Annotated in this window: 13 protein-coding genes; 5 read left to right on the top strand and 8 right to left on the bottom strand. The window is 61.7% G+C overall.

Going from position 1 to position 19,911, the window contains the following annotated elements:
• Window positions 1-3 precede the first annotated feature (3 nt).
• The 8 genes from xylB to MJP36_RS18215 form a co-directional block, all read right to left on the bottom strand.
• A complete protein-coding gene (gene xylB / locus MJP36_RS18250) occupies window positions 4-1,485 on the bottom strand; it encodes a xylulokinase (protein ID WP_244383690.1) in 1,482 nt (493 codons plus the stop codon).
• A 135-nt stretch (window positions 1,486-1,620) separates the two neighbouring features.
• Window positions 1,621-3,102 carry a mannitol dehydrogenase family protein gene (locus tag MJP36_RS18245; RefSeq protein ID WP_205343684.1) on the bottom strand — a complete coding sequence of 494 codons (1,482 nt, stop codon included), beginning with the start codon at window positions 3,100-3,102 and terminating at the stop codon, window positions 1,621-1,623.
• A gap of 16 nt (window positions 3,103-3,118) precedes the next feature.
• A complete protein-coding gene (locus MJP36_RS18240; RefSeq protein ID WP_060757055.1) occupies window positions 3,119-4,222 on the bottom strand; it encodes an ABC transporter ATP-binding protein in 1,104 nt (367 codons plus the stop codon).
• Window positions 4,223-4,259: 37 nt separating this feature from the next.
• Window positions 4,260-5,090, bottom strand: coding sequence for a carbohydrate ABC transporter permease (locus MJP36_RS18235; protein WP_060757054.1), 831 nt, complete (start codon window positions 5,088-5,090; stop codon window positions 4,260-4,262).
• 10 nt (window positions 5,091-5,100) lie between these two features.
• Window positions 5,101-5,991: a carbohydrate ABC transporter permease gene (locus tag MJP36_RS18230; RefSeq protein WP_060757053.1), complete on the bottom strand. Its 891-nt coding sequence runs from the start codon at window positions 5,989-5,991 to the stop codon at window positions 5,101-5,103.
• Between the two features lie 92 nt (window positions 5,992-6,083).
• Entirely contained in the window at window positions 6,084-7,367 is a 1,284-nt protein-coding gene (locus MJP36_RS18225) for an ABC transporter substrate-binding protein (protein WP_425226348.1), read from the bottom strand.
• Window positions 7,368-7,583: 216 nt separating this feature from the next.
• The gene (locus MJP36_RS18220) at window positions 7,584-8,489 is read right to left on the bottom strand and encodes an AraC family transcriptional regulator (protein WP_060757051.1); all 906 of its coding nucleotides are present in this window, start codon (window positions 8,487-8,489) and stop codon (window positions 7,584-7,586) included.
• Between the two features lie 72 nt (window positions 8,490-8,561).
• Window positions 8,562-9,851 carry a glycosyltransferase gene (locus tag MJP36_RS18215; RefSeq protein WP_244383688.1) on the bottom strand — a complete coding sequence of 430 codons (1,290 nt, stop codon included), beginning with the start codon at window positions 9,849-9,851 and terminating at the stop codon, window positions 8,562-8,564.
• Window positions 9,852-10,007: 156 nt separating this feature from the next.
• Here MJP36_RS18215 and tpx point away from each other — a divergent pair, with 156 nt between their 5' ends.
• The 5 genes from tpx (at window position 10,008) to MJP36_RS18190 (ending at window position 19,721) form a co-directional block, all read left to right on the top strand.
• Entirely contained in the window at window positions 10,008-10,508 is a 501-nt protein-coding gene (gene tpx / locus MJP36_RS18210; protein ID WP_244383687.1) for a thiol peroxidase, read from the top strand.
• A gap of 231 nt (window positions 10,509-10,739) precedes the next feature.
• Window positions 10,740-12,047: an MdtA/MuxA family multidrug efflux RND transporter periplasmic adaptor subunit gene (locus MJP36_RS18205; RefSeq protein ID WP_244383686.1), complete on the top strand. Its 1,308-nt coding sequence runs from the start codon at window positions 10,740-10,742 to the stop codon at window positions 12,045-12,047.
• Window positions 12,044-15,145, top strand: a complete 3,102-nt coding sequence (locus MJP36_RS18200; RefSeq protein WP_060757047.1) for an MdtB/MuxB family multidrug efflux RND transporter permease subunit — start codon at window positions 12,044-12,046, stop codon at window positions 15,143-15,145. The genes MJP36_RS18205 and MJP36_RS18200 overlap by 4 nt, the downstream gene beginning before the upstream one ends.
• Complete coding sequence (locus MJP36_RS18195; RefSeq protein ID WP_244383685.1) at window positions 15,142-18,249, top strand: efflux RND transporter permease subunit; 3,108 nt, start codon at window positions 15,142-15,144, stop codon at window positions 18,247-18,249. The genes MJP36_RS18200 and MJP36_RS18195 overlap by 4 nt, the downstream gene beginning before the upstream one ends.
• Entirely contained in the window at window positions 18,246-19,721 is a 1,476-nt protein-coding gene (locus MJP36_RS18190; RefSeq protein WP_060757045.1) for an efflux transporter outer membrane subunit, read from the top strand. Before MJP36_RS18195 ends, MJP36_RS18190 begins: the two co-directional genes overlap by 4 nt.
• Window positions 19,722-19,911 lie beyond the last annotated feature (190 nt).

Below are 19,911 nucleotides of genomic sequence, written 5' to 3'. Positions count from 1 at the left end.
CTCTTAAAGGGTTGCCACGAGCTGCTGGTAGCGCTCGTAAGCCTGTTGATAGGCACTGACATTGCTTGCCACCGGCAGGGTACGGCTGGTGGGGTCGACACTCACACATTTGTCGCAGAGGCTGGCCAGGGATTCGCCGGACTGGCTCCACGCGGCCTGGATCGCCGCGCCCAGGGCGGCGGCTTCGCTTTGTTCGGTGCACACCACTTCGGTGTTCATGATATCGGCGACCATCTGCCGCCACACCGGGCTTTTCGAGCCACCGCCGATCAGTCGGATACTCTGGCTTTGCAGGCCGGTCTGGCGCAGCAGATCCAGGCCGTAGCGCAGGCCGAAGGTGGTGCCTTCGACCACGGCGCGGCACAGGTTGGCGCGGGTCAGGTTGGTCATGGTCAAGCCGTGCAGGCTGCCGGTGGCGTGGGGCAGGGCGGGCACGCGTTCGCCGTTGAGGAACGGCATCATGCTCACGCCCTCGGCGCCGATCGGGGCTTGCGCGACCAGGCTGTTGAATGCCGCCAGGTCGAGCTCGAACAACTCGCGAACCACCCCGGTGGCATTGGTCAGGTTCATGGTGCAGATCAGCGGCAGCCAGCCGCCGCTGGATGAGCAGAAGGTCGCCACCGATGCCTGCGGGCTGACGCTGGGTTGGTCGGCAAAGGCATACACGGTGCCCGATGAGCCCAGGCTCATGGTGATCACGCCCGGGGCAATATTGCCGGTGCCGATGGCGCCCATCATATTGTCGCCGCCACCGCTGGAAACCACCGCGCCGGGATTGATGCCCAGGCGTTCGGCGATGGCCGGCAGCACGCTGCCCACCGTCTGGTTCGCCTCGATCAGCTGCGGCAGCGCGGCCTCCAGGCGGCCGCTGGGGTCGATGTGCTGGAGCAGGTCCAGATCCCACCCGCGGGTGCGCACATTGAAATAACCGGTGCCTGAAGCATCGCCGTATTCCGCGACGGCGCGGCCGGTCAGCCAATAGTTCAGGTAGTCGTGGGGCAACAGGATATGGGCGATGCGGGCGAATACATGCGGATGTTGTTCGCGGGTCCAGAGCAGTTTCGACACGGTGTAGCCCGGTGCGATCGCCACACCGAGACGTTCCAGCGAGCCTTGTTCGCCCCCCAGATACGCGAGCAGGCGCTCGTTTTCAGGCGTGGTTTCGGTGTCGCACCACAGTTTGGCCGGGCGCAGCACCTGGCCCTGATCATCGAGCAAGACCAGCCCGTGCTGTTGGCCGGAAACACCGATGCCGAGGATGTCCTGGCCATCCACACCAGCCTGTTGCAGGGCGCGGTGAGTGGCTTCGGTAAAGGCGTCGAGCCACTCCTGAGTGTGCTGCTCGCGCCGGCCGTTGGCACCGCTGATCAGTGTATGCGCGGCGGCGCCCAGGCCCAGGACTTTGCCGCTGGAAGCATCAAGGACGATGGCCTTGGTGCCCTGGGTGCCACAGTCGATGCCAAGGAACAGGTTTTGCCGGGTCATGGTGGGGTGCTCAGCATTATTGTTTGATGGTAAATGCGGTCACTGTGGGAGGGGGCTTGCTCCCGATAGCGGTGCACCAGTCAATACAGACTTAACTGACCCACCGCTATCGGGAGCAAGCCCCCTCCCACAGTTTCAAGCCGGTTTCTTCAGCAGGTGCTCCAGGGTTCGGGTGACGCCGTGATCGCGCAAGCTGGAAAAGCACCGCTCAAACGCTGCCACAAACTCAGGCGAATTGGGAATAGCCGTGCCGAAAATCTCTTCAACCGCGAGCAGGCGTCGGCTGATCAAGGCGTCATCGCTCACCAGCCCCTGGCAGAATTCGGCACGCGGGTCGGGGATCTTGTAGCTCACGCCATTCTCATCCACACCCTTCAAATACAGCGCCCAGGCGGCGACTACCAGTGCTGCGCGTTCAGTCTCCCGGCCGTCGGCAATCAGGCGATTGATCGTCGGTACGGTGAACTTGGGAAACTTCGACGAGCCGTCGGAACACACGCGCTCCAGCTGGTCGGCAATCGCCCGGTTGGAAAAGCGCTCCACCAGGCTCTGTTTATAGTCGCTCAGGTTGATGCCCGGCACCGGTGCCAGGTTCGGCGTGACGTCCAGGTCCATGTAGGCACGCATATAGGCCACAAACAGCGGGTCGTTCATGGTCTCGTGCACAAACCGGTAGCCCTTGAGAAAACCCAGGTAGGTCAGCGCCAGGTGGCTGCCATTGAGCAGGCCGATCTTCATTTCTTCATACGGTGTGACGTCGTCGGTGAACTGCACGCCGACCTTCTCCCACGCCGGGCGGCCGTTGACGAAGCGGTCTTCGAGTACCCACTGCACAAAGGGTTCGCACACCACTGGCCAGGCATCGTCGATGCCATGCTCATCATGCAGTTGCAGGCGATGGGCGGTGCTGGTCATCGGGGTGATGCGGTCGACCATGGCGTTGGGAAAACTCACGTTGGCCTTGATCCAGTCGTGCAGCTCGGCGTTGTGCAGGGCGGCAAATGCCAGCAGCGCTTTGCGGGTGACCGCGCCGTTGTGCGGCAGGTTATCGCAGGACATCACGGTAAATGCCGGAGTGCCCGCCGCACGGCGTTGGGTCAATGCCGCGCAGATGAACCCGAACACCGTTTTAGGTGCGTTCGGGTGGGCCAGGTCGTGCTGGATCTGCGGCAGATGGGCCATGAACTCGCCAGTGCTGTCGTCGATGCAGTAGCCGCCTTCGGTGATGGTCAGCGAAACAATGCGAATCTCGGGGCTGGCCAGTTTGTCGATCAGCGCCCGGGCACCGTCTTCGGCCAGCAGCATGTCGCTGATCGAGCCGATCACGCGCACTTCGGTGTCGTCGGTATCCCCCAGTTCATACAGGGTGAACAGGTAGTCCTGGCCGGCCAGGTCGTCGCGCGCCTTGCGATCCTCGCTGCGCAGGCCGACGCCGCAGATGCTCCAGTCCAGGCCCTCGCCGGTATTCATCAGGGCATCGGTGTAATACGCCTGATGCGCACGGTGGAAACCGCCGACGCCAATATGGGCGATGCCTTGGGTGGTGTCGGCAATCGCATAGGCCGGCAGTTTCACCTGCGGCGCCAGTTGAGTGAGGTGCTGTTTATTCAGTTTCATCACAAGTCTCGCGAAATCAGGCGGCGGCGCGCAGTGGGCGGGCCACGGCGACACCCTCGGTATCGAACAGATGGCAGTGCGCCGGGTCCAGGTGCAGGTGCAGCGTTTCGCCGTACTGGCTGGCCATGTCGCCGCGAATGCGCAGGGTCAAAGGCTCGCCGCTGGCGGTCACGACATGGCAGAAGGTGTCACTGCCCAGGCGTTCGCCGACGTCGGCGGTGACGGTCAGCGTGGTCTGGCCGGGTGCGGCGATTTCCAGGTGCTCCGGGCGAATCCCCAGGGTTACGGCACTGCCTACGCTCAAGCTGGCGCTGCTCAAGGGCAGGTTGATCAGGGTGCCGGCGTCCAGCTGCACGGCGCAGCCTTGGCTGTCGACGCGGGTGACCTGGCCTTTGAGGAAGCCCATTTTCGGCGTGCCGAGAAACCCTGCCACAAACAGGTTGGCCGGCCGGTGATACAGCTCCAGCGGCGAGCCGACTTGCTCGATGCGGCCGCTGTTGAGCACCACCACCTTGTCGGCCAGGGTCATGGCTTCGACCTGGTCATGGGTCACGTAGATCATGGTCGCTTGCAGTTCCTTGTGCAGGCGTGCCAGTTCCAGGCGCATCTGCACGCGCAGCGCGGCGTCGAGGTTGGACAGCGGCTCGTCGAACAGGAAGATCTTCGGATTGCGCACAATCGCGCGTCCAATCGCCACGCGTTGGCGTTGGCCGCCGGACAGTTGCTTGGGCTTGCGCTCCAGCAACGGACCCAGTTCGAGAATGCGCGCCGCTTCGCTGACTTTGCTTTCAACCAGTTTTTTGTCGACACCGGCCAGGTCCAGGGCAAACGACATGTTCTTGCGCACACTCATGTGCGGGTACAGCGCATAGGTCTGGAACACCATCGCCAGGTCGCGCTTGGCCGGGGTCACTTCGGTGATGTCGCGGCCATCCAGTTCGATGGTGCCTTCGGTCACCTCTTCCAGGCCGGCGATCAGGCGCAGCAGGGTCGATTTACCGCAGCCCGATGGGCCGACGAACACCACGAATTCCTTGTCATTCACTTCCAGGTCGACGCCCTTGATGATCGAGAAGCCTTCGAAGCCTTTTTGCAGATTGTTGATTTTCAGGTTGGCCATGATGGGCCTCCATCTTCAAATTTTTATCAGGAAACCGTTATTTCACGGCGCCGAAGGACAAACCGCGTACCAGTTGTTTCTGGCTGATCCAGCCAAAGATCAGGATCGGCGCACAGGCCAGCGTCGACACGGCCGACAGCTTGGCCCAGAACAAGCCTTCGGGGCTGGAGTACGAGGCGATCAGCGCGGTCAGCGGGGCGGCGCTGGACGAGGTCAGGTTCAGCGACCAGAACGCCTCGTTCCAGCACAGGATCAGCGACAGCAACACGGTGGAGGCCAGGCCGCCCTTGGCGATCGGCAGCAGCACGCGGACCATTTCCTGCCACAGGGTGGCGCCATCCAGGCGGGCGGCTTCGAGGATGTCCTTGGGGATGTCCTTGAAGTAGGTGTAAACCATCCAGACCACGATCGGCAGGTTGATCAGGGTGTAGATGATGATCAGCGCAATCCGCGTATCCAACAGGCCAAAGCTCTTGGCCAGCAGGTAGATCGGCATCAATACCCCCACCGGCGGCAGCATCTTGGTGGACAGCATCCACAGCAGCGTGCCTTTGGTGCGCTGTGTTTCGTAGAACGCCATGGAGTAGGCGGCCGGCACCGAGATCAGCAGGCACAGGGCGGTAGCGCTGAAGGAAATCACCACGGAGTTCCAGGCGTACGCAAAGTAATTGCTGCGCTCGTTGATGTGCAGGTAGTTCTCCAGCGTCGGCGTGAAGATGAACTGCGGCGGTGTGGCAAAGGCATCGATTTCAGTCTTGAAGCTGGTCAGCACCATCCAGAAGATCGGGAAGAAAATCAGGATCGCGATGGCCCAGGCCAGCGTGCCGAGCAACACACTTTGCAGGCGGCGGGATTGTTGAAGCGTCATGGCGCGGCCCTCAAGGCTTGTCAGTCAGGTTTTTGCCGATCATCCGCACCAGGATGATCGCCGCGATATTGGCGATGACCACGGCGATCAAGCCGCCGGCCGAGGCCATGCCCACGTCGAACTGCACCAGCGCCTGGTTGTAGATCAGGTAGGCGAGGTTGGTCGAGGCGTAGCCCGGGCCACCGTTGGTGGTGGTGAAGATTTCGGCGAACACCGAGAGCAGGAAGATGGTTTCGATCATCACCACCACGGCAATCGGACGCGCCAGGTGGGGCAGGGTCAGGTGCCAGAAGATCGCAATGGCGCCGGCACCGTCCAGGCGCGCCGCCTCCTTTTGTTCCTGGTCGAGGGATTGCATGGCGGTCATCAGCAGCAAAATGGCGAAGGGCAGCCATTGCCACGACACGATGATGATGATCGACAGCAACGGGTAGTGCGCCAGCCAGTCCACCGGCTCGGCCCCGAACAGCTTCCACACGGCGGCGAGAATCCCCGAGACCGGGTGGAAAATCAGGTTCTTCCAGATCAGTGCACCGACGGTGGGCATGATGAAGAACGGCGAGATCAGCATCACCCGCACCAGGCCGCGACCGAAGAACTCACTGGCTTCCAGCAGGGCACTGATCAGCACGCCGAACACCACGCTGATCAGCAGTACGCTGCCCACCAGTAGCAGGGTATTGGTCGCGCCGGGCAGGAAGCCCGAGTCGGTGATGAAGTAGGTGAAGTTTTCCAACCCCACGAATGAGTTTTCGCCGGGGTAGAGCAGGTTGTAGCGGATCAGCGAAAAGTACAGGGTCATGCCCAGCGGTACGATCATCCACAACAGCAGCAAGGCCACCGAAGGGCTGACGAGGAACCAGCCGGGGTTGGCCAGGCGGTTTTTGGCGGGTGTATTCATGGTATTCAAGGCCAGTACAGAGCGAGAATCGGAGTGCGGTCAGGGTGAGAGGGGGCAAACCCCCTCCCACATTTGACGGTGAGATGCCTGGGTTACATGGGGTAACCGGCCCGCTTCATTTCACGCTCGGTGGTGGTCTGCGCTGCGGTCAAGGCCTGGTCCACCGTCTGCTGGCCCGTCAGCGCACCGGAGAAGAACTTGCCGACCTGGGTACCAATCGCCTGGAACTCAGGAATGGTCACCAACTGGATACCGATATACGGCACCGGCTTGAGCGTCGGTTTGGTCGGGTCGGCGACTTTCAGCGATTCCAGCGTCACCTTGGCGAACGGCGCGGCCTTCATGTATTCGTCGCTGTAGGTCGACTTGCGCGTGCCTGGCGGCACATTCGCGATGCCGTCGGTCTTGGCCACCAGTTGGCTGTATTCCTTGGAGGTGGCCCAACTGGTGAACACCTTGGCGGCGTCCTTGGCTTTGGAACTGGTCGGGATCGCCAGGCTCCACGAGTACAGCCAGGACGTGCCCTTATCGGTTTTCTCGTGGGGGGCGAAGGTGAAGCCGACGTGGTCAGCCACCTTGCTCTGGGTTTTGTCGGTGACGAATGAGCCGGCCACGCTGGCGTCGACCCAGATCGCGCATTTGCCACTGTTGAACAGCGCCAGGTTTTCGTTGAAACCGTTGCTGGACGCACCGGGCGGACCGGATTTCTTCATGTTGTCGACGTAGAAGGTCAGCGCGTCCTTCCACTCAGGCCCATTGAATTCCGGCTGCCACTTCTCATCGAACCAGCGTGCGCCGTAGCCGTTGGCCAGGGTGGTGATCAGCGCCATGTTCTCGCCCCAACCGGCTTTGCCACGCAGGCACAGGCCGTACTGCTCTTTGGTCTTGTCGGTGAGTTTGGCGGCGAATTCGCCGATCTGGGTCCAGGTGGGGTGTTCGGGCATCGTCAGCCCAGCGTCCTTGAACAGGTCGGTGCGGTAATAGGTGATCGAGCTTTCGGCGTAGAAAGGCAACGCGTACAGCGAGCCTTTGACCGACAGGCCGTCACGCACCGAAGGGAATACGTCGTCGAGGTCGTAGGACGCCGGCAGATCCTTCATCGGCTCCAGCCAGCCTTTGGCGCCCCACAGTGCGGCTTCGTACATGCCGATGGTCAACACGTCGAACTGCCCGCCTTGGGTGGCGATGTCGGTGGTCAGGCGTTGGCGCAATACGTTTTCTTCGAGCACCACCCAGTTCAGCTTGATCTCCGGATGCTCGGTCTCGAAGGTTTTCGAGAGCTTTTGCATGCGGATCATATCGCTGTTGTTCACGGTGGCGATGGTCAGGGTTTGCGCGCCAAAGCTGACGGCGCTGAGGGTCATGCAGGTGGTCATGCAAGTAAAGGCAAGCAGAGATTTTGCTGTGAACTTCATCGCGCACTCCATTTCCGCGCCCAGAGGGCTACAGAAGGACAGTTATTGTTGTTGTGTCTTCCCACAGGGAGTCAGGAAGAGTGTGCGTTGATTACAGCCTTGAAATGGGGAGGTGACAAATCCTTGGGAGCACTTCGGCTGATACTTTTTTGCACTCGCGGCCGGTGACTGAAAGCTTCAGGCCAGGTTCTGCTCAGTCAACCGTTGCACCGCCAAACGCCGATAGTGGGACGGGGTCATGCCCTTGAGCTGCTGAAAGCGTCGGTTGAAGTTGGAGATGTTGTTGAAGCCGGATTCAAAACACACATCCGTCACCGCTTTATCGCCGTCGGCCAGCAGTTCGCAGGATTTGCTGATGCGCAGTCGATTGACGAATTCGATAAACGTGCGTCCGGTGGCCTGTTTGAAGACCCGTGAAAAATAGGTCGGCTTCATCCCCAGGTAGTCCGCCACTTCTTCCAGCGGCAGCTCGCGTGCGTAGTGGGCAAAGATATAGTCCACCGCGCGGTTGGTGCGGTCGATGCTGTGTTCATCCGCCAGTTGCGGGGTGGTGACGCCCGAGAGCAACTGGTAGTCCTCGCAGGCGCTGAGCACCTCCAGCAGGATGAAGAAGTGCCCCAGGCGCGCCATGCCCTGGGCGTCTTCGATACGTTGCATCAAGGTCATGGCTTGGGCGATGGTCTTTTTGCAGCGAAATTCGATGCCGTACTGTGCCCGCTCCAACAGCGGCGCCAAGGTCTTGAGTTCGGTAAAGATCTGGCTGCCGTTCTCCAGCAACTCATCGGTGAAATTCACCAGCATGTCGCGCTTGGGCACCACCTCGTCTTCCTCCACCTGGCTGATCCAGTTGTGGGGCAGGTTAGGGCCGGTGAGGAACAGGCTTTCCGGGTAGAAATTGCCGATATAGTCCCCGATAAACACCTTGCCGGAGCTGGCGACGATCAGGTGCAGCTCGTATTCCTTGTGGAAGTGCCAGCGCACCAGGGGGCAGGGGAAGCCATGCTGGCGATAGATGATGGACAGGCCGTTGTGGTCGTCCATCAGCTCGTAGGAAGGGTCGGTGATTCGCGTTGCTCGGGTCATGCTGCCGTCGCTTTATTGTGGTTGCTGCGTAGGATAATGCCCCGTTGCATGCAACCCCGCCAGCCTCGGCGTTTAAGGCAGGCGGTTTTTTGCCTCGATCCACTGGGACATGTACTGGGTGCTTTTATGGGCATGGTGACGCAGCATGCTGCCGGTGAAGTTATCCCGTCGATGGGCCGCAAGCCGGCTGCGGCACTCCTCCAGGCACGCCACCAACGCCGGGCCGTGGACGTTCTGATCATAGCGCCGGGCCAGTAGCTGGCGGCCGTTTTCCTGGGCCTGGGTCCAGCGCTCGCGGTCTTGATACAACGCCACGGCTGCCGCAGCCAGGGCGGATGCACTCTGCTCGATCATGCCGGGCCAGGGTTGCTCGTCGCCCATGGCTTCGGCGCCGATCGGCGTGGTGATGTTTGGGGTGCCGCAGAGCATGGCATCCGCCAGTTTGCCTTTGATGCCGGCACCGAAGCGCAAGGGCGCCAGGCAGATACGCGCTGCGGTCATCACCTGCAAGGCGTCTTCGGCCCAGTTCATCACATGGAAACCCTGGGCTGGGTTGTGCAGGGCCGTGGCTTTGGGCGGGGTGTAGGCGCCGTAGATATGCAGCTGGACGCCGGGCAATTGCTGGCGGATCAGCGGCCAGAGGCTGTTTTTCATCCAGAGCACCGCATCCCAGTTCGGGGCGTGGCGGAAGTTGCCGATGCTGAGGAAGTGCGCACGGTCTTCAAAGGGCGCAAAGGGCTCGGTGGGGGGTGCCATCATCAGCGGGCACCAATGGAGCAGGGCCGCCGGCACCTTGAACTGCTCGGTGAGCAGGCGGATTTCCAGGTCGGAGATCATCAGGCTGATGTCACAGCGGTAAATCGCGGCGATCTCGCGCTTGGCCAGGTCGGTGTCGGCCATGCCTTGGAACGCCGGTTGCAAATCGGCGCAGAACAGGGCGCTGAAGTCATCACCGTCGGGGTCAGCCTTGAGGTGCTCCTTGAGACGCTGATGGCGCGCGTCGCGCAGGCTTTGCAGGTCTGAGGTTTCCAGTACGCGCAGGGCATCCGGGCAGCATTTTTCCACGCGCCAGCCGAACTGTTCTTCCATCATGAAACGGTCGAACAGCACGATATCCGGGGCCAGTTCGCGGATAAAGTCATCGAAACTGCTGTTATTGAGTTCGATGTTGCGTTCGGCAATGCCCAGTGCCGACAGGTCAGCCTTATGTTCGCCAACGGTGGCGGGGCTACTGAAGGTAATGTCCCAACCTTGTGTAAGAAAACTCTCCAGTATCTGCATCATATGCCCGCCTGCGGCAGAAGAACGGGGTTCCGGCCAGACGTAACCAATGACCAGGACTTTGGTGGCGGGCTGATTCATCAACGACGAGTTCCTTGAGGGGCGGGCGAAAGCGCGCAATTAAACCACAACGGCACGACATGACAATTTGTGTACGGCGGTAGGTAGCGACGGGACTTTGTGGTTAACTTCCGCCTCTCGAATTCGTTTCAATAAACCAGCATAAGGATTCTGTTCATGGCTCAAGTCACCCTTCGTGGTAACCCTGTGCAAGTTGAAGGCGAACTGCCGCAAGTCGGCTCCCAGGCCCCAGACTTCACCCTGACTGCCGTTGACTTATCGGAGGTCACCTTGGCGACCTTCGCCGGCAAGCGCAAAGTGCTGAATATCTTCCCAAGCGTCGACACGCCGACCTGCGCGACTTCGGTGCGCAAGTTCAACGCCCAGGCCAATGACCTGAGCAACGCTGTCGTGCTGTGCATCTCCTCGGACCTGCCATTCGCCCAAGCGCGCTTTTGCGGTTCCGAAGGCCTGGAAAACGTGAAGAACCTGTCGGACTTCCGCAGCGCTGCGTTCTCCGAAGACTACGGCGTGAACATCGTTGATGGCCCGCTGCGCAGCCTGACCGCGCGTGCCGTGGTGGTACTGGACGAAAACAACAACGTGCTGCACAGCGAGCTGGTTTCCGAAATCGGCCAGGAACCGAACTACGAAGCAGCCCTGGCTGTTTTGAAGTAACTGTTTCTGCGCGTGACTGTCGTTTTGCAGTAACACGCGTGATGCATGCTTGCGGCCTGGCCTAGTCCAGGCCGTTTTTATTTGCGTCTCAGATGCTTAGCGAAATAGCGGGCCGACTAAGCTCAGAAGTTAAAACTTGTAAGTCCAAGGTAAATAGCCGGTAAAGGCGCTTTTCTTAATGCGCCCCAGTGCTTATCTTTCAGCCTCCCAAAGAAGAAGCTCTCGCGCCCAATGGTTGATCAATCCATGCAATCCTCCCCCCATAAGTCCCGCCGCTGGTTGTTCGGCCTGTTTGTGCTGCTGGTCATCGCCGGCCTGTGCTGGAAGTTCTGGCCTGGCAGCAGCCACAAGGACGCCGCCGCACCGAAGTCGGAAGGCCGCGCCGGCAAGTCGGGGATGATGCGACCTGGCTTTGGCGGCTCCACCGGCCCGATCCCGGTTCGCGTGGCGCCGGCGGTGCAGGGGGAGTTCCCGGTGTACTACAAGGCATTGGGCACGGTCACCGCGCTCAATACCATCAATGTACGCAGCCGGGTGGGCGGTGAGTTGGTGAAGATTGCCTTTGAAGAAGGGCAGATGGTCAAGGCCGGCGACCTTTTGGCGGAAATCGACCCGCGCAGTTACCAGAACGCCTTGCTTCAGGCCCAGGGCACGCTGTTGCAGAACCAGGCCCAGTTGAAAAACGCCCAGGTCGATGTGCAGCGTTATCGCGACTTGTATGCCCAGGACAGTATTGCCAAGCAAACCCTGGACACTGCCGAAGCGCTGGTCCTGCAATACCAGGGCACGGTCAAGACCAACCAGGGCGCGGTAGACGACGCCAAACTCAACCTCGAATTCACCAAGATCCGCGCCCCCATCAGTGGGCGAGTGGGCTTGCGTCAGGTCGACGTGGGCAACCTGGTGTCCGCCAATGACACCACCTTCCTTGCAGTGATCACTCAAACCCAGCCGATCAGCGTGGTCTTCACCCTGCCGGAAAACACCCTCGACACCGTGCTCGCCCGCTTTCACGCCGGCAACAAGTTGCCCGTGGAAGCCTGGGACCGTGGCGACGTAAAGAAACAGGCCGTCGGTGTGTTGCAGAGCCTCGACAACCAGATCGACGTCACCACCGGCACCCTGAAGTTCAAGGCGCGCTTCGATAACAAGGATCAGGCGCTGTTCCCCAACCAGTTCGTCAATGTGCACCTGCTGGCCGACACCCTGCACAACGTGGTGCTGGCTCCGTCCGCCGCGATCCAGTTCGGCAATAACGGCACCTTTGTCTACAAGCTCGACGGCGACAAGAAGGTCAAGATGCAGCCGTTGGTGGTCGGTGATTCCGATGGCGACAACACGGTGATCAAGGAAGGTCTGGTCGCCGGTGACCGTGTGGTGCTGGAAGGCACCGACCGCTTGAAGGATGGCAGCGAAATCGAAGTGGTCAACGACAGCAGCGAAGTGCCGACGACCCCGACCGAGCACCTGCAAGGCAAACCCGCAGCAAAGGAGAAGACCGGTGCTGACGCCGGCAAGGCGCAAAAGGTCGGTTCATGAACCTGTCGCGGCTGTTTATCCTTCGCCCGGTCGCCACCACCCTGAGCATGCTGGCCATTGTCCTGGCCGGCATCATCGCTTATCGCTTGCTGCCGGTATCGGCACTGCCCCAGGTGGACTACCCGACCATCCGGGTGATGACCCTGTACCCCGGCGCCAGCCCGGACGTGATGACCAGCGCCGTCACCGCGCCCCTGGAGCGCCAGTTCGGCCAGATGCCCGGCCTGACCCAGATGGCATCCACCAGCTCCGGCGGCGCGTCGGTGCTGACCCTGCGTTTCAACCTCGACATCAATATGGATGTCGCCGAGCAGCAGGTACAGGCCGCGATCAACGCCGCCACCAACCTGCTGCCCAAGGATCTGCCGGCACCGCCGGTGTACAACAAGGTCAACCCGGCGGACACTCCGGTACTGACCCTGGCCATCACCTCCAAGACCATGTTGCTGCCCAAGCTCAATGACCTGGTCGATACACGCATGGCGCAGAAAATCGCGCAGATCAGCGGTGTCGGCATGGTCAGCATCGCCGGTGGCCAGCGCCAGGCCGTGCGCATCAAGGTCAACCCTGAAGCGCTGGCGGCCAACGGGTTGAACCTGTCGGACGTGCGCACCCTGATCGCCGCATCCAACGTCAACCAGCCCAAGGGTAACTTCGACGGGCCGACCCGTGTGTCGATGCTCGACGCCAACGACCAGTTGGTCTCGCCGCAGCAATATGCCGAACTGATCCTGGCCTACAACAATGGCGCGCCGCTGCGCCTGAAAGACGTGGCACAGATCGTCGACGGCGCCGAAAACGAGCGTCTGGCCGCCTGGGCCAACGAAAACCAGGCCGTGTTGTTGAATATCCAGCGCCAGCCGGGCGCCAACGTGATCGAAGTGGTGGACCGCATCAAGGCGCTGTTGCCGAGCATCACCGACAACCTGCCGGCCGGCCTCGATGTGACGGTGCTGACCGACCGCACCCAGACCATCCGTGCCTCCGTCACCGACGTGCAACATGAACTGCTCATCGCCATTGCCTTGGTGGTAATGGTGACCTTCCTGTTCCTGCGTCGTTTCAGCGCCACGATCATTCCGTCGATCGCCGTGCCGCTGTCGCTGGTCGGCACCTTTGGCGTGATGTACCTGGCGGGCTTCTCCATCAATAACCTGACGCTGATGGCCCTGACCATCGCCACCGGTTTCGTGGTGGACGATGCGATCGTGATGCTGGAGAACATTTCGCGTTATATCGAGGAGGGCGAGACGCCACTGGCGGCGGCACTCAAGGGGGCCAAGCAGATCGGCTTCACCCTGGTCTCCCTGACCCTGTCGCTGATCGCGGTACTGATTCCGCTGCTGTTCATGGCCGATGTGGTCGGTCGGCTGTTCCGTGAATTCGCCATTACCCTGGCGGTGGCGATCCTGATTTCCCTGGTGGTGTCCCTGACCCTCACGCCGATGATGTGCGCACGTTTGCTCAAGCGCGAACCCAAGGAAGCCGAGCAGGGCCGCTTTTACAAGGCCAGCGGCGCCTGGATCGACTGGCTGATCGAAGCCTATGGGCGCAAATTGCAGTGGGTGCTCAAGCATCAACCGCTGACCTTGCTGGTGGCCGTCGCCACCCTGGGCTTGACGGTATTCCTGTACCTGGTGGTGCCCAAGGGTTTCTTCCCGGTGCAGGACACCGGCGTGATCCAGGGGATTTCCGAGGCGCCGCAGTCGATTTCCTTTGCGGCCATGAGCCAGCGCCAGCAGGAATTGGCCAAGATCATCCTGGCTGACCCGGCGGTGCAAAGCCTGTCGTCCTACATTGGCGTGGATGGCGACAACGCCACCCTCAACAGCGGCCGCTTGCTGATCAACCTCAAGCCCCATGGGCAGCGCAACTTGAGCGCGGCCCAGGTGATTACACGCCTGCAACCGCAAATCGACAAGCTGGTGGGGATCCGCCTGTTCATGCAGCCGGTGCAGGATCTGACTATCGAAGACCGCGTCAGCCGCACGCAATACCAGTTCAGCATGTCCTCACCGGACGCCGAGCTGCTGGCGCTGTGGAGTGACAAACTGGTGCACGCTCTCAGCCAGCTGCCGGAGCTTACCGACGTCGCCAGTGACCTGCAGGATAAGGGCTTGCAGGTGTTCCTGGTGATCGACCGCGATGCGGCCTCGCGCCTGGGCGTCAGCGTGTCGACCATCACCGATGCCCTCTACGATGCGTTCGGCCAGCGGCAGATCTCCACCATCTACACCCAGGCCAGCCAATATCGCGTGGTCTTGCAGGCCCAGTCCGGTGAAACCCTGGGCCCGGCGGCGCTGAACCAGATCCACGTGAAAACCACCGACGGCGGCCAGGTGCGGCTGTCGAGCCTGGCCCATGTGGAACAGCGCCAGGCCCAACTGGCGATTGCCCACATCGGCCAGTTCCCGGCGGTGATGATGTCATTCAACCTGGCCCCTGGCGTCGCCTTGGGCAAAGGCGTGGAGCTGATCAACCAGACCCAGAAGGACATCGGCATGCCGATCGGCGTGCAGACCCAGTTCCAGGGGGCGGCCCAGGCTTTCGAAGCGTCGCTGTCGAGCACTTTGCTGCTGATCCTGGCGGCGGTGGTCACCATGTATATCGTGCTGGGCGTGCTGTACGAGAGCTACATCCACCCGATCACCATCCTGTCGACCTTGCCGTCCGCCGCCGTGGGGGCTTTGCTGGCGTTGCTGCTCAGCGGCAATGACCTGGGCATGATCGCGATCATCGGCATCATTCTGCTGATCGGTATCGTGAAAAAGAACGCGATCATGATGATCGACTTCGCCCTCGACGCCGAACGCAACCAGGGCCTGGACCCACAGACGGCGATCTATCAGGCGGCGCTCTTGCGTTTCCGGCCGATCCTGATGACCACCCTGGCCGCGTTGTTCGGCGCGGTGCCGCTGATGCTGGCCACCGGCTCCGGTGCAGAGTTGCGCCAGCCGCTCGGGCTGGTGATGGTCGGTGGTTTGCTGGTGAGCCAGGTCCTGACCCTGTTCACCACGCCGGTGATCTACCTGTACTTCGACCGCCTTGGCCGTCGCTGGCGCAAAGAGCCGCAAAGCCTGGAGCCGGTTGAGTCATGAACCTGTCCGGACCTTTCATCCTCAGGCCGGTCGCTACCATGCTGCTGAGCCTGGCGATCCTGTTGCTGGGCGGCGTAAGTTTCAACCTGTTGCCGGTGTCGCCGCTGCCGCAGATCGACTTCCCGGTGATCGTGGTGTCGGCCAGCTTGCCCGGTGCCAGCCCCGAGGTGATGGCATCGACCGTGGCGACGCCGCTGGAGCGTTCGTTCGGCGCGATCGCCGGCATTACCACCATGAGCAGTTCGTCGAGCCAGGGCTCTACGCGGGTGATCCTCGCATTCGACTCCGGGCGTGATATCAACGGCGCCGCACGGGAAGTGCAGGCGGCGATCAACGCCTCGCGCAACCTGCTGCCCAGCGGCATGCGCAGCATGCCGACCTACAAGAAGATCAACCCGTCGCAGGCACCCATCATGGTGCTGTCGCTGACCTCCGATGTGCTGCAAAAGGGCGAGCTGTACGACCTGGCTTCGACCATCCTGTCCCAGAGCCTGTCCCAGGTGCCGGGTGTGGGCGAAGTGCAGATCGGTGGCAGCTCCCTGCCTGCGGTGCGTATCGAGCTTGAGCCCAAGGCCCTCGACCAGTATGGCGTGGCCCTGGATGACGTGCGCAACACCATCGCCAATGCCAACCAGCGCCGGCCCAAGGGCTCCCTGGAAGACAGCGAACGCAACTGGCAGATCCAGGCCAACGACCAGTTGGAAAAGGCCAAGGACTACGAGCCGCTGCTGATCCGCTACCAGAATGGCGCTGCCCTGCGCCTGGGCGATGTGGCCAAGATCAGTGATGGCGTGGAAGACCGCTACAACAGCGGCTTCTTCAACAATGATGCGGCGGTGCTGCTGGTGATCAACCGCCAGTCCGGCGCGAACATCATCGAGACGGTGCGCCAGATCAAGGCCCAGTTGCCGGCCTTGCAAGCGGTGCTGCCGTCCAGCGTCAAGCTCAACCTGGCCATGGACCGCTCGCCGGTGATCACCGCCACCTTGCATGAAGCCGAGATGACCTTGCTGATTGCGGTGGCCCTGGTGGTGCTGGTGGTGTACCTGTTCCTGGGTAACTTCCGCGCCTCGCTGATCCCGACCCTGGCGGTGCCGGTGTCGTTGGTGGGGACCTTTGCGGTGATGTACCTGTTCGGCTTTTCGCTGAACAATTTCTCGCTGATGGCGCTGATCCTGGCCACCGGGCTGGTGGTGGACGATGCCATTGTGGTGCTGGAGAACATCTCCCGGCATATCGACGACGGCGTGCCGCCGATGAAAGCGGCCTACCTGGGCGCCCAGGAAGTCGGCTTTACCTTGTTGTCGATGAACGTGTCGCTGGTGGCGGTGTTCCTGTCCATCCTGTTTATGGGCGGTATCGTCACCAGCCTGTTCCGTGAGTTTTCCATCACCTTGTCCTCGGCGATCATCGTCTCGCTGGTTGTGTCGCTGACCTTGACCCCGATGCTCTGCGCCCGTTGGCTCAAGCCCCATGTCAAAGGGCACATGACCGGTTTGCAGCGCTGGAGCCAGCGGGTCAACGACCGCATGGTCGCGGCGTATGCCACCAGCCTGGACTGGGTGTTGCGTCATCGGCGCCTCACGCTGCTGAGCCTGTTGATCACCGTCGGGGTGAACATTGCGCTGTACGTGGTCGTGCCCAAGACCTTCATGCCGCAGCAGGACACCGGCCAGTTGATCGGTTTTGTGCGCGGTGACGACGGGCTGTCGTTCGGCGTGATGCAGCCGAAGATGGAAACCTTCCGCAAGGCCATCCTCAAGGACCCGGCCGTGCTCAGCGTGGCCGGGTTTATCGGCGGCAACAACGGTACCAATAACGCGGTGATGCTGGTGCGCCTCAAGCCCATTGCCGAACGCAAGATTTCGGCCCAGGCAGTCATCGAGCGTTTGCGCAAGGATGTACCGTTGGTGCCGGGCGGGCGCCTGTTCCTGATGGCCGACCAGGACCTGCAATTTGGCGGCAGCCGTGACCAGAGCAGTGCGCAGTATTCCTACATCCTGCAAAGCGGGGATCTGGCCGCGTTGCGCGAGTGGTTCCCGAAAGTGGTGGCGGCGTTCCACTCACTGCCGGAACTGACGGCCATCGACGCCCGTGAAGGCCGTGGCGCCGCACAGGTGACGTTGATCGTCGACCGCGACCAGGCCAAGCGCCTGGGTATCGACATGAGCATGGTCACGGCGGTGCTGAATAATGCTTACAGCCAGCGGCAGATTTCCACCATCTACGACAGCCTCAACCAGTATCAGGTGGTGATGGAGGTCAACCCGAAATATGCCCAGGACCCGATCACCCTCAATCAGATGCAGGTGATCACCTCCACGGGCGCGCGGGTGCCGTTGTCCACCATCGCTCATTACGAAAACAGCCTGGCCGCCGATACCGTGCGGCACGAGGGCCAGTTCGCTTCGGAAAACATCGCCTTCGACCTGGCGCCTGGCGTGACGGTGGAGCAGGGCACTGCCGCCATCGAACGAGCGGTGGCCAAGGTCGGTTTGCCGGAAGATGTGATCGCCAAGATGGCCGGCACGGCCGATGCGTTTGCGGCGACCCAGAAGGGCCAGCCGTTCATGATCCTCGGCGCGTTGGTAGCGGTGTACCTGGTGTTGGGCATTCTGTATGAAAGCTACATTCACCCCCTGACGATCCTGTCGACCTTGCCGTCGGCGGGGGTGGGCGCATTGCTCTCCATCTATTTGCTGGGCGGCGAATTCAGCCTGATCTCCTTGCTGGGGCTGTTCCTGTTGATCGGGGTGGTGAAGAAAAACGCGATCCTGATGATCGACCTGGCCCTGCAACTGGAGCGCCATGACGGCATGAGCCCGCTGGAGTCGATTCGCAGCGCCTGCCTGTTGCGCCTACGGCCGATCCTGATGACCACGCTGGCCGCCATCCTCGGTGCCTTGCCGTTGCTGCTCGGCGCCGGCGATGGCGCGGAAATGCGCCAGCCTCTGGGCCTGACGATCATCGGCGGGCTGGTGTTCAGCCAGATCCTGACCCTTTACACCACTCCGGTGGTCTACCTCTATCTCGACCGCGCGCGCCACCGTTTCAACGCCTGGCGCGGCGTGCGTACCGATGCTGCCTTGGACACTGCGCTATGACCGATTCAACCTTTGCCCAATTGGCCATGAGCATGCCCCGTGGTTCCCGCCTGGCCGGCCTGGTGCTCTGCGGCGCTTTGCTCAGCGCCTGTGCCATCGGCCCGGACTACAAGCGCCCGGACGTTGCCGAGCCCGCGCAATTCAAGCAAGCCCAGGGCTGGCGCCAGGCGACCCCCAGCGACGCCCTGGCCCGTGGGGCCTGGTGGGAGTTGTACGGTGATCGCCAACTGAATGAGCTGGTGGAACGCCTGAATAATTCCAACCAGACCGTGGCCCAGGCCGAAGCGCGTTTTCGCCAGGCCCAGGCCCAGGTGCGCAGCGCCCGCGGTGCGTTTTTCCCCACGGTTGACTTGAGCGTCGGGAAAACCCGCGCCAGCCAGGGCACCGGCAGCAGCAGCGCCAGCCTCAGCAGCTCCAGCAGCGGCATCCGCGACACCCTCAACGCCCAACTGGGGGTGAGCTGGGAGGCGGATGTGTGGGGCAAGCTGCGCCGTGGCCTGGAGGCCAACGAAGCCACCGCCGAGGCCAGCTCGGCGGACCTGGCGGCGATGCGTTTGAGCCAGCAGTCAGAGCTGGTGCAGGACTACCTGCAACTGCGCGTCATGGATGAACAGACCCGTCTGTTGCAAGCCACGCTGGAGACTTACCAGCGCTCGCTGAAAATGACCGAAAACCAATACCGCGCCGGTGTGTCGGACAAGGCGGCCATCGCCCAGGCGCAAACCCAGCTCAAGACCACCCAGGCCAGCCTGATCGATCTGATCTGGCAGCGCGCGCAGCTGGAAAATGCCATCGCCGTATTGATCGGCGAAGCTCCGGCCAACTTCAACCTGGCGGTGAGCAAGAGCATTCCGACGCTGCCGCAGGTGCCGGTCAGCGTGCCTTCACAGTTGCTTGAGCGTCGCCCGGACATTGCCTCCGCTGAACGTTCGGTAATCGCCGCCAACGCCAATATCGGTGTGGCCAAAGCCGCTTACTACCCGGATTTGACGCTGAGTCTGGCGGGCGGTTATTCCAGCAGCACCTATGCTGACTGGATCAGCCTGCCTAACCGCTTCTGGTCGGTGGGGCCGAAACTGGCCATGACCCTGTTCGATGGCGGCCAGCGCTCGGCGGAAGTCGACCGTACCGTGGCTTCTTATGATGAGACTGTGGCCAAGTACCGCCAGACGGTGCTCGATGGTTTCCGTGAAGTCGAAAACTACATGGTGCAGTTGAAGGTGCTGGAAGACGAGGCGGTGGTCAGCAACGAAGCGCTGCAATCGGCCCGCGAATCGCTGCGCTTGACCGAGAACCAGTACAAGGCAGGGCTGATTGGTTATCTGGATGTGGTCACGGTGCAGGCGACAGCCTTGAGTAATGAACGCACCGTGTTGACCTTGCTGCAGACTCGGTTGGTGGCGAGTGTGCAGTTGATAGCGGCGTTGGGCGGGGGATGGGATGGGCATACGTCGGCAGAGGGCAAGGACTGATAGGGGCCGAACCGTTGTTGCGGTAACGGGGCCCCGGCGGCCGGCTTTTTGGAGCGACTGGAATGTAGAAGCGAGCTTGCTCGCGAAAAACCTCAACGATAACGCGGGTTGCCTGAATGAACGCGGTGCCTGTGAATTCTTCGCGAGCAAGCTCGCTCCTACAGGGGCAAATGCCACTAGTGGCATTTTG

The sequence above is a fragment of the Pseudomonas palleroniana genome (assembly GCF_022836895.1).
Taxonomy (GTDB): Bacteria; Pseudomonadota; Gammaproteobacteria; order Pseudomonadales; family Pseudomonadaceae; genus Aquipseudomonas; species Aquipseudomonas palleroniana.
This window is presented reverse-complemented; position numbering and strand designations above follow the sequence as displayed.

What these genes read in the sequence shown, in the direction of transcription:
- xylB (WP_244383690.1), bottom strand. Translation starts at nt 1,485, where the DNA reads ATGACCCGGCAAAACCTGTTCCTTGGCATCGACTGTGGCACCCAGGGC.
- MJP36_RS18245 (WP_205343684.1), bottom strand. Translation starts at nt 3,102, where the DNA reads ATGAAACTGAATAAACAGCACCTCACTCAACTGGCGCCGCAGGTGAAA.
- MJP36_RS18240 (WP_060757055.1), bottom strand. Translation starts at nt 4,222, where the DNA reads ATGGCCAACCTGAAAATCAACAATCTGCAAAAAGGCTTCGAAGGCTTC.
- MJP36_RS18235 (WP_060757054.1), bottom strand. Translation starts at nt 5,090, where the DNA reads ATGACGCTTCAACAATCCCGCCGCCTGCAAAGTGTGTTGCTCGGCACG.
- MJP36_RS18230 (WP_060757053.1), bottom strand. Translation starts at nt 5,991, where the DNA reads ATGAATACACCCGCCAAAAACCGCCTGGCCAACCCCGGCTGGTTCCTC.
- MJP36_RS18225 (WP_425226348.1), bottom strand. Translation starts at nt 7,367, where the DNA reads ATGACCACCTGCATGACCCTCAGCGCCGTCAGCTTTGGCGCGCAAACC.
- MJP36_RS18220 (WP_060757051.1), bottom strand. Translation starts at nt 8,489, where the DNA reads ATGACCCGAGCAACGCGAATCACCGACCCTTCCTACGAGCTGATGGAC.
- MJP36_RS18215 (WP_244383688.1), bottom strand. Translation starts at nt 9,851, where the DNA reads ATGAATCAGCCCGCCACCAAAGTCCTGGTCATTGGTTACGTCTGGCCG.
- tpx (WP_244383687.1), top strand. Translation starts at nt 10,008, where the DNA reads ATGGCTCAAGTCACCCTTCGTGGTAACCCTGTGCAAGTTGAAGGCGAA.
- MJP36_RS18205 (WP_244383686.1), top strand. Translation starts at nt 10,740, where the DNA reads ATGGTTGATCAATCCATGCAATCCTCCCCCCATAAGTCCCGCCGCTGG.
- MJP36_RS18200 (WP_060757047.1), top strand. Translation starts at nt 12,044, where the DNA reads ATGAACCTGTCGCGGCTGTTTATCCTTCGCCCGGTCGCCACCACCCTG.
- MJP36_RS18195 (WP_244383685.1), top strand. Translation starts at nt 15,142, where the DNA reads ATGAACCTGTCCGGACCTTTCATCCTCAGGCCGGTCGCTACCATGCTG.
- MJP36_RS18190 (WP_060757045.1), top strand. Translation starts at nt 18,246, where the DNA reads ATGACCGATTCAACCTTTGCCCAATTGGCCATGAGCATGCCCCGTGGT.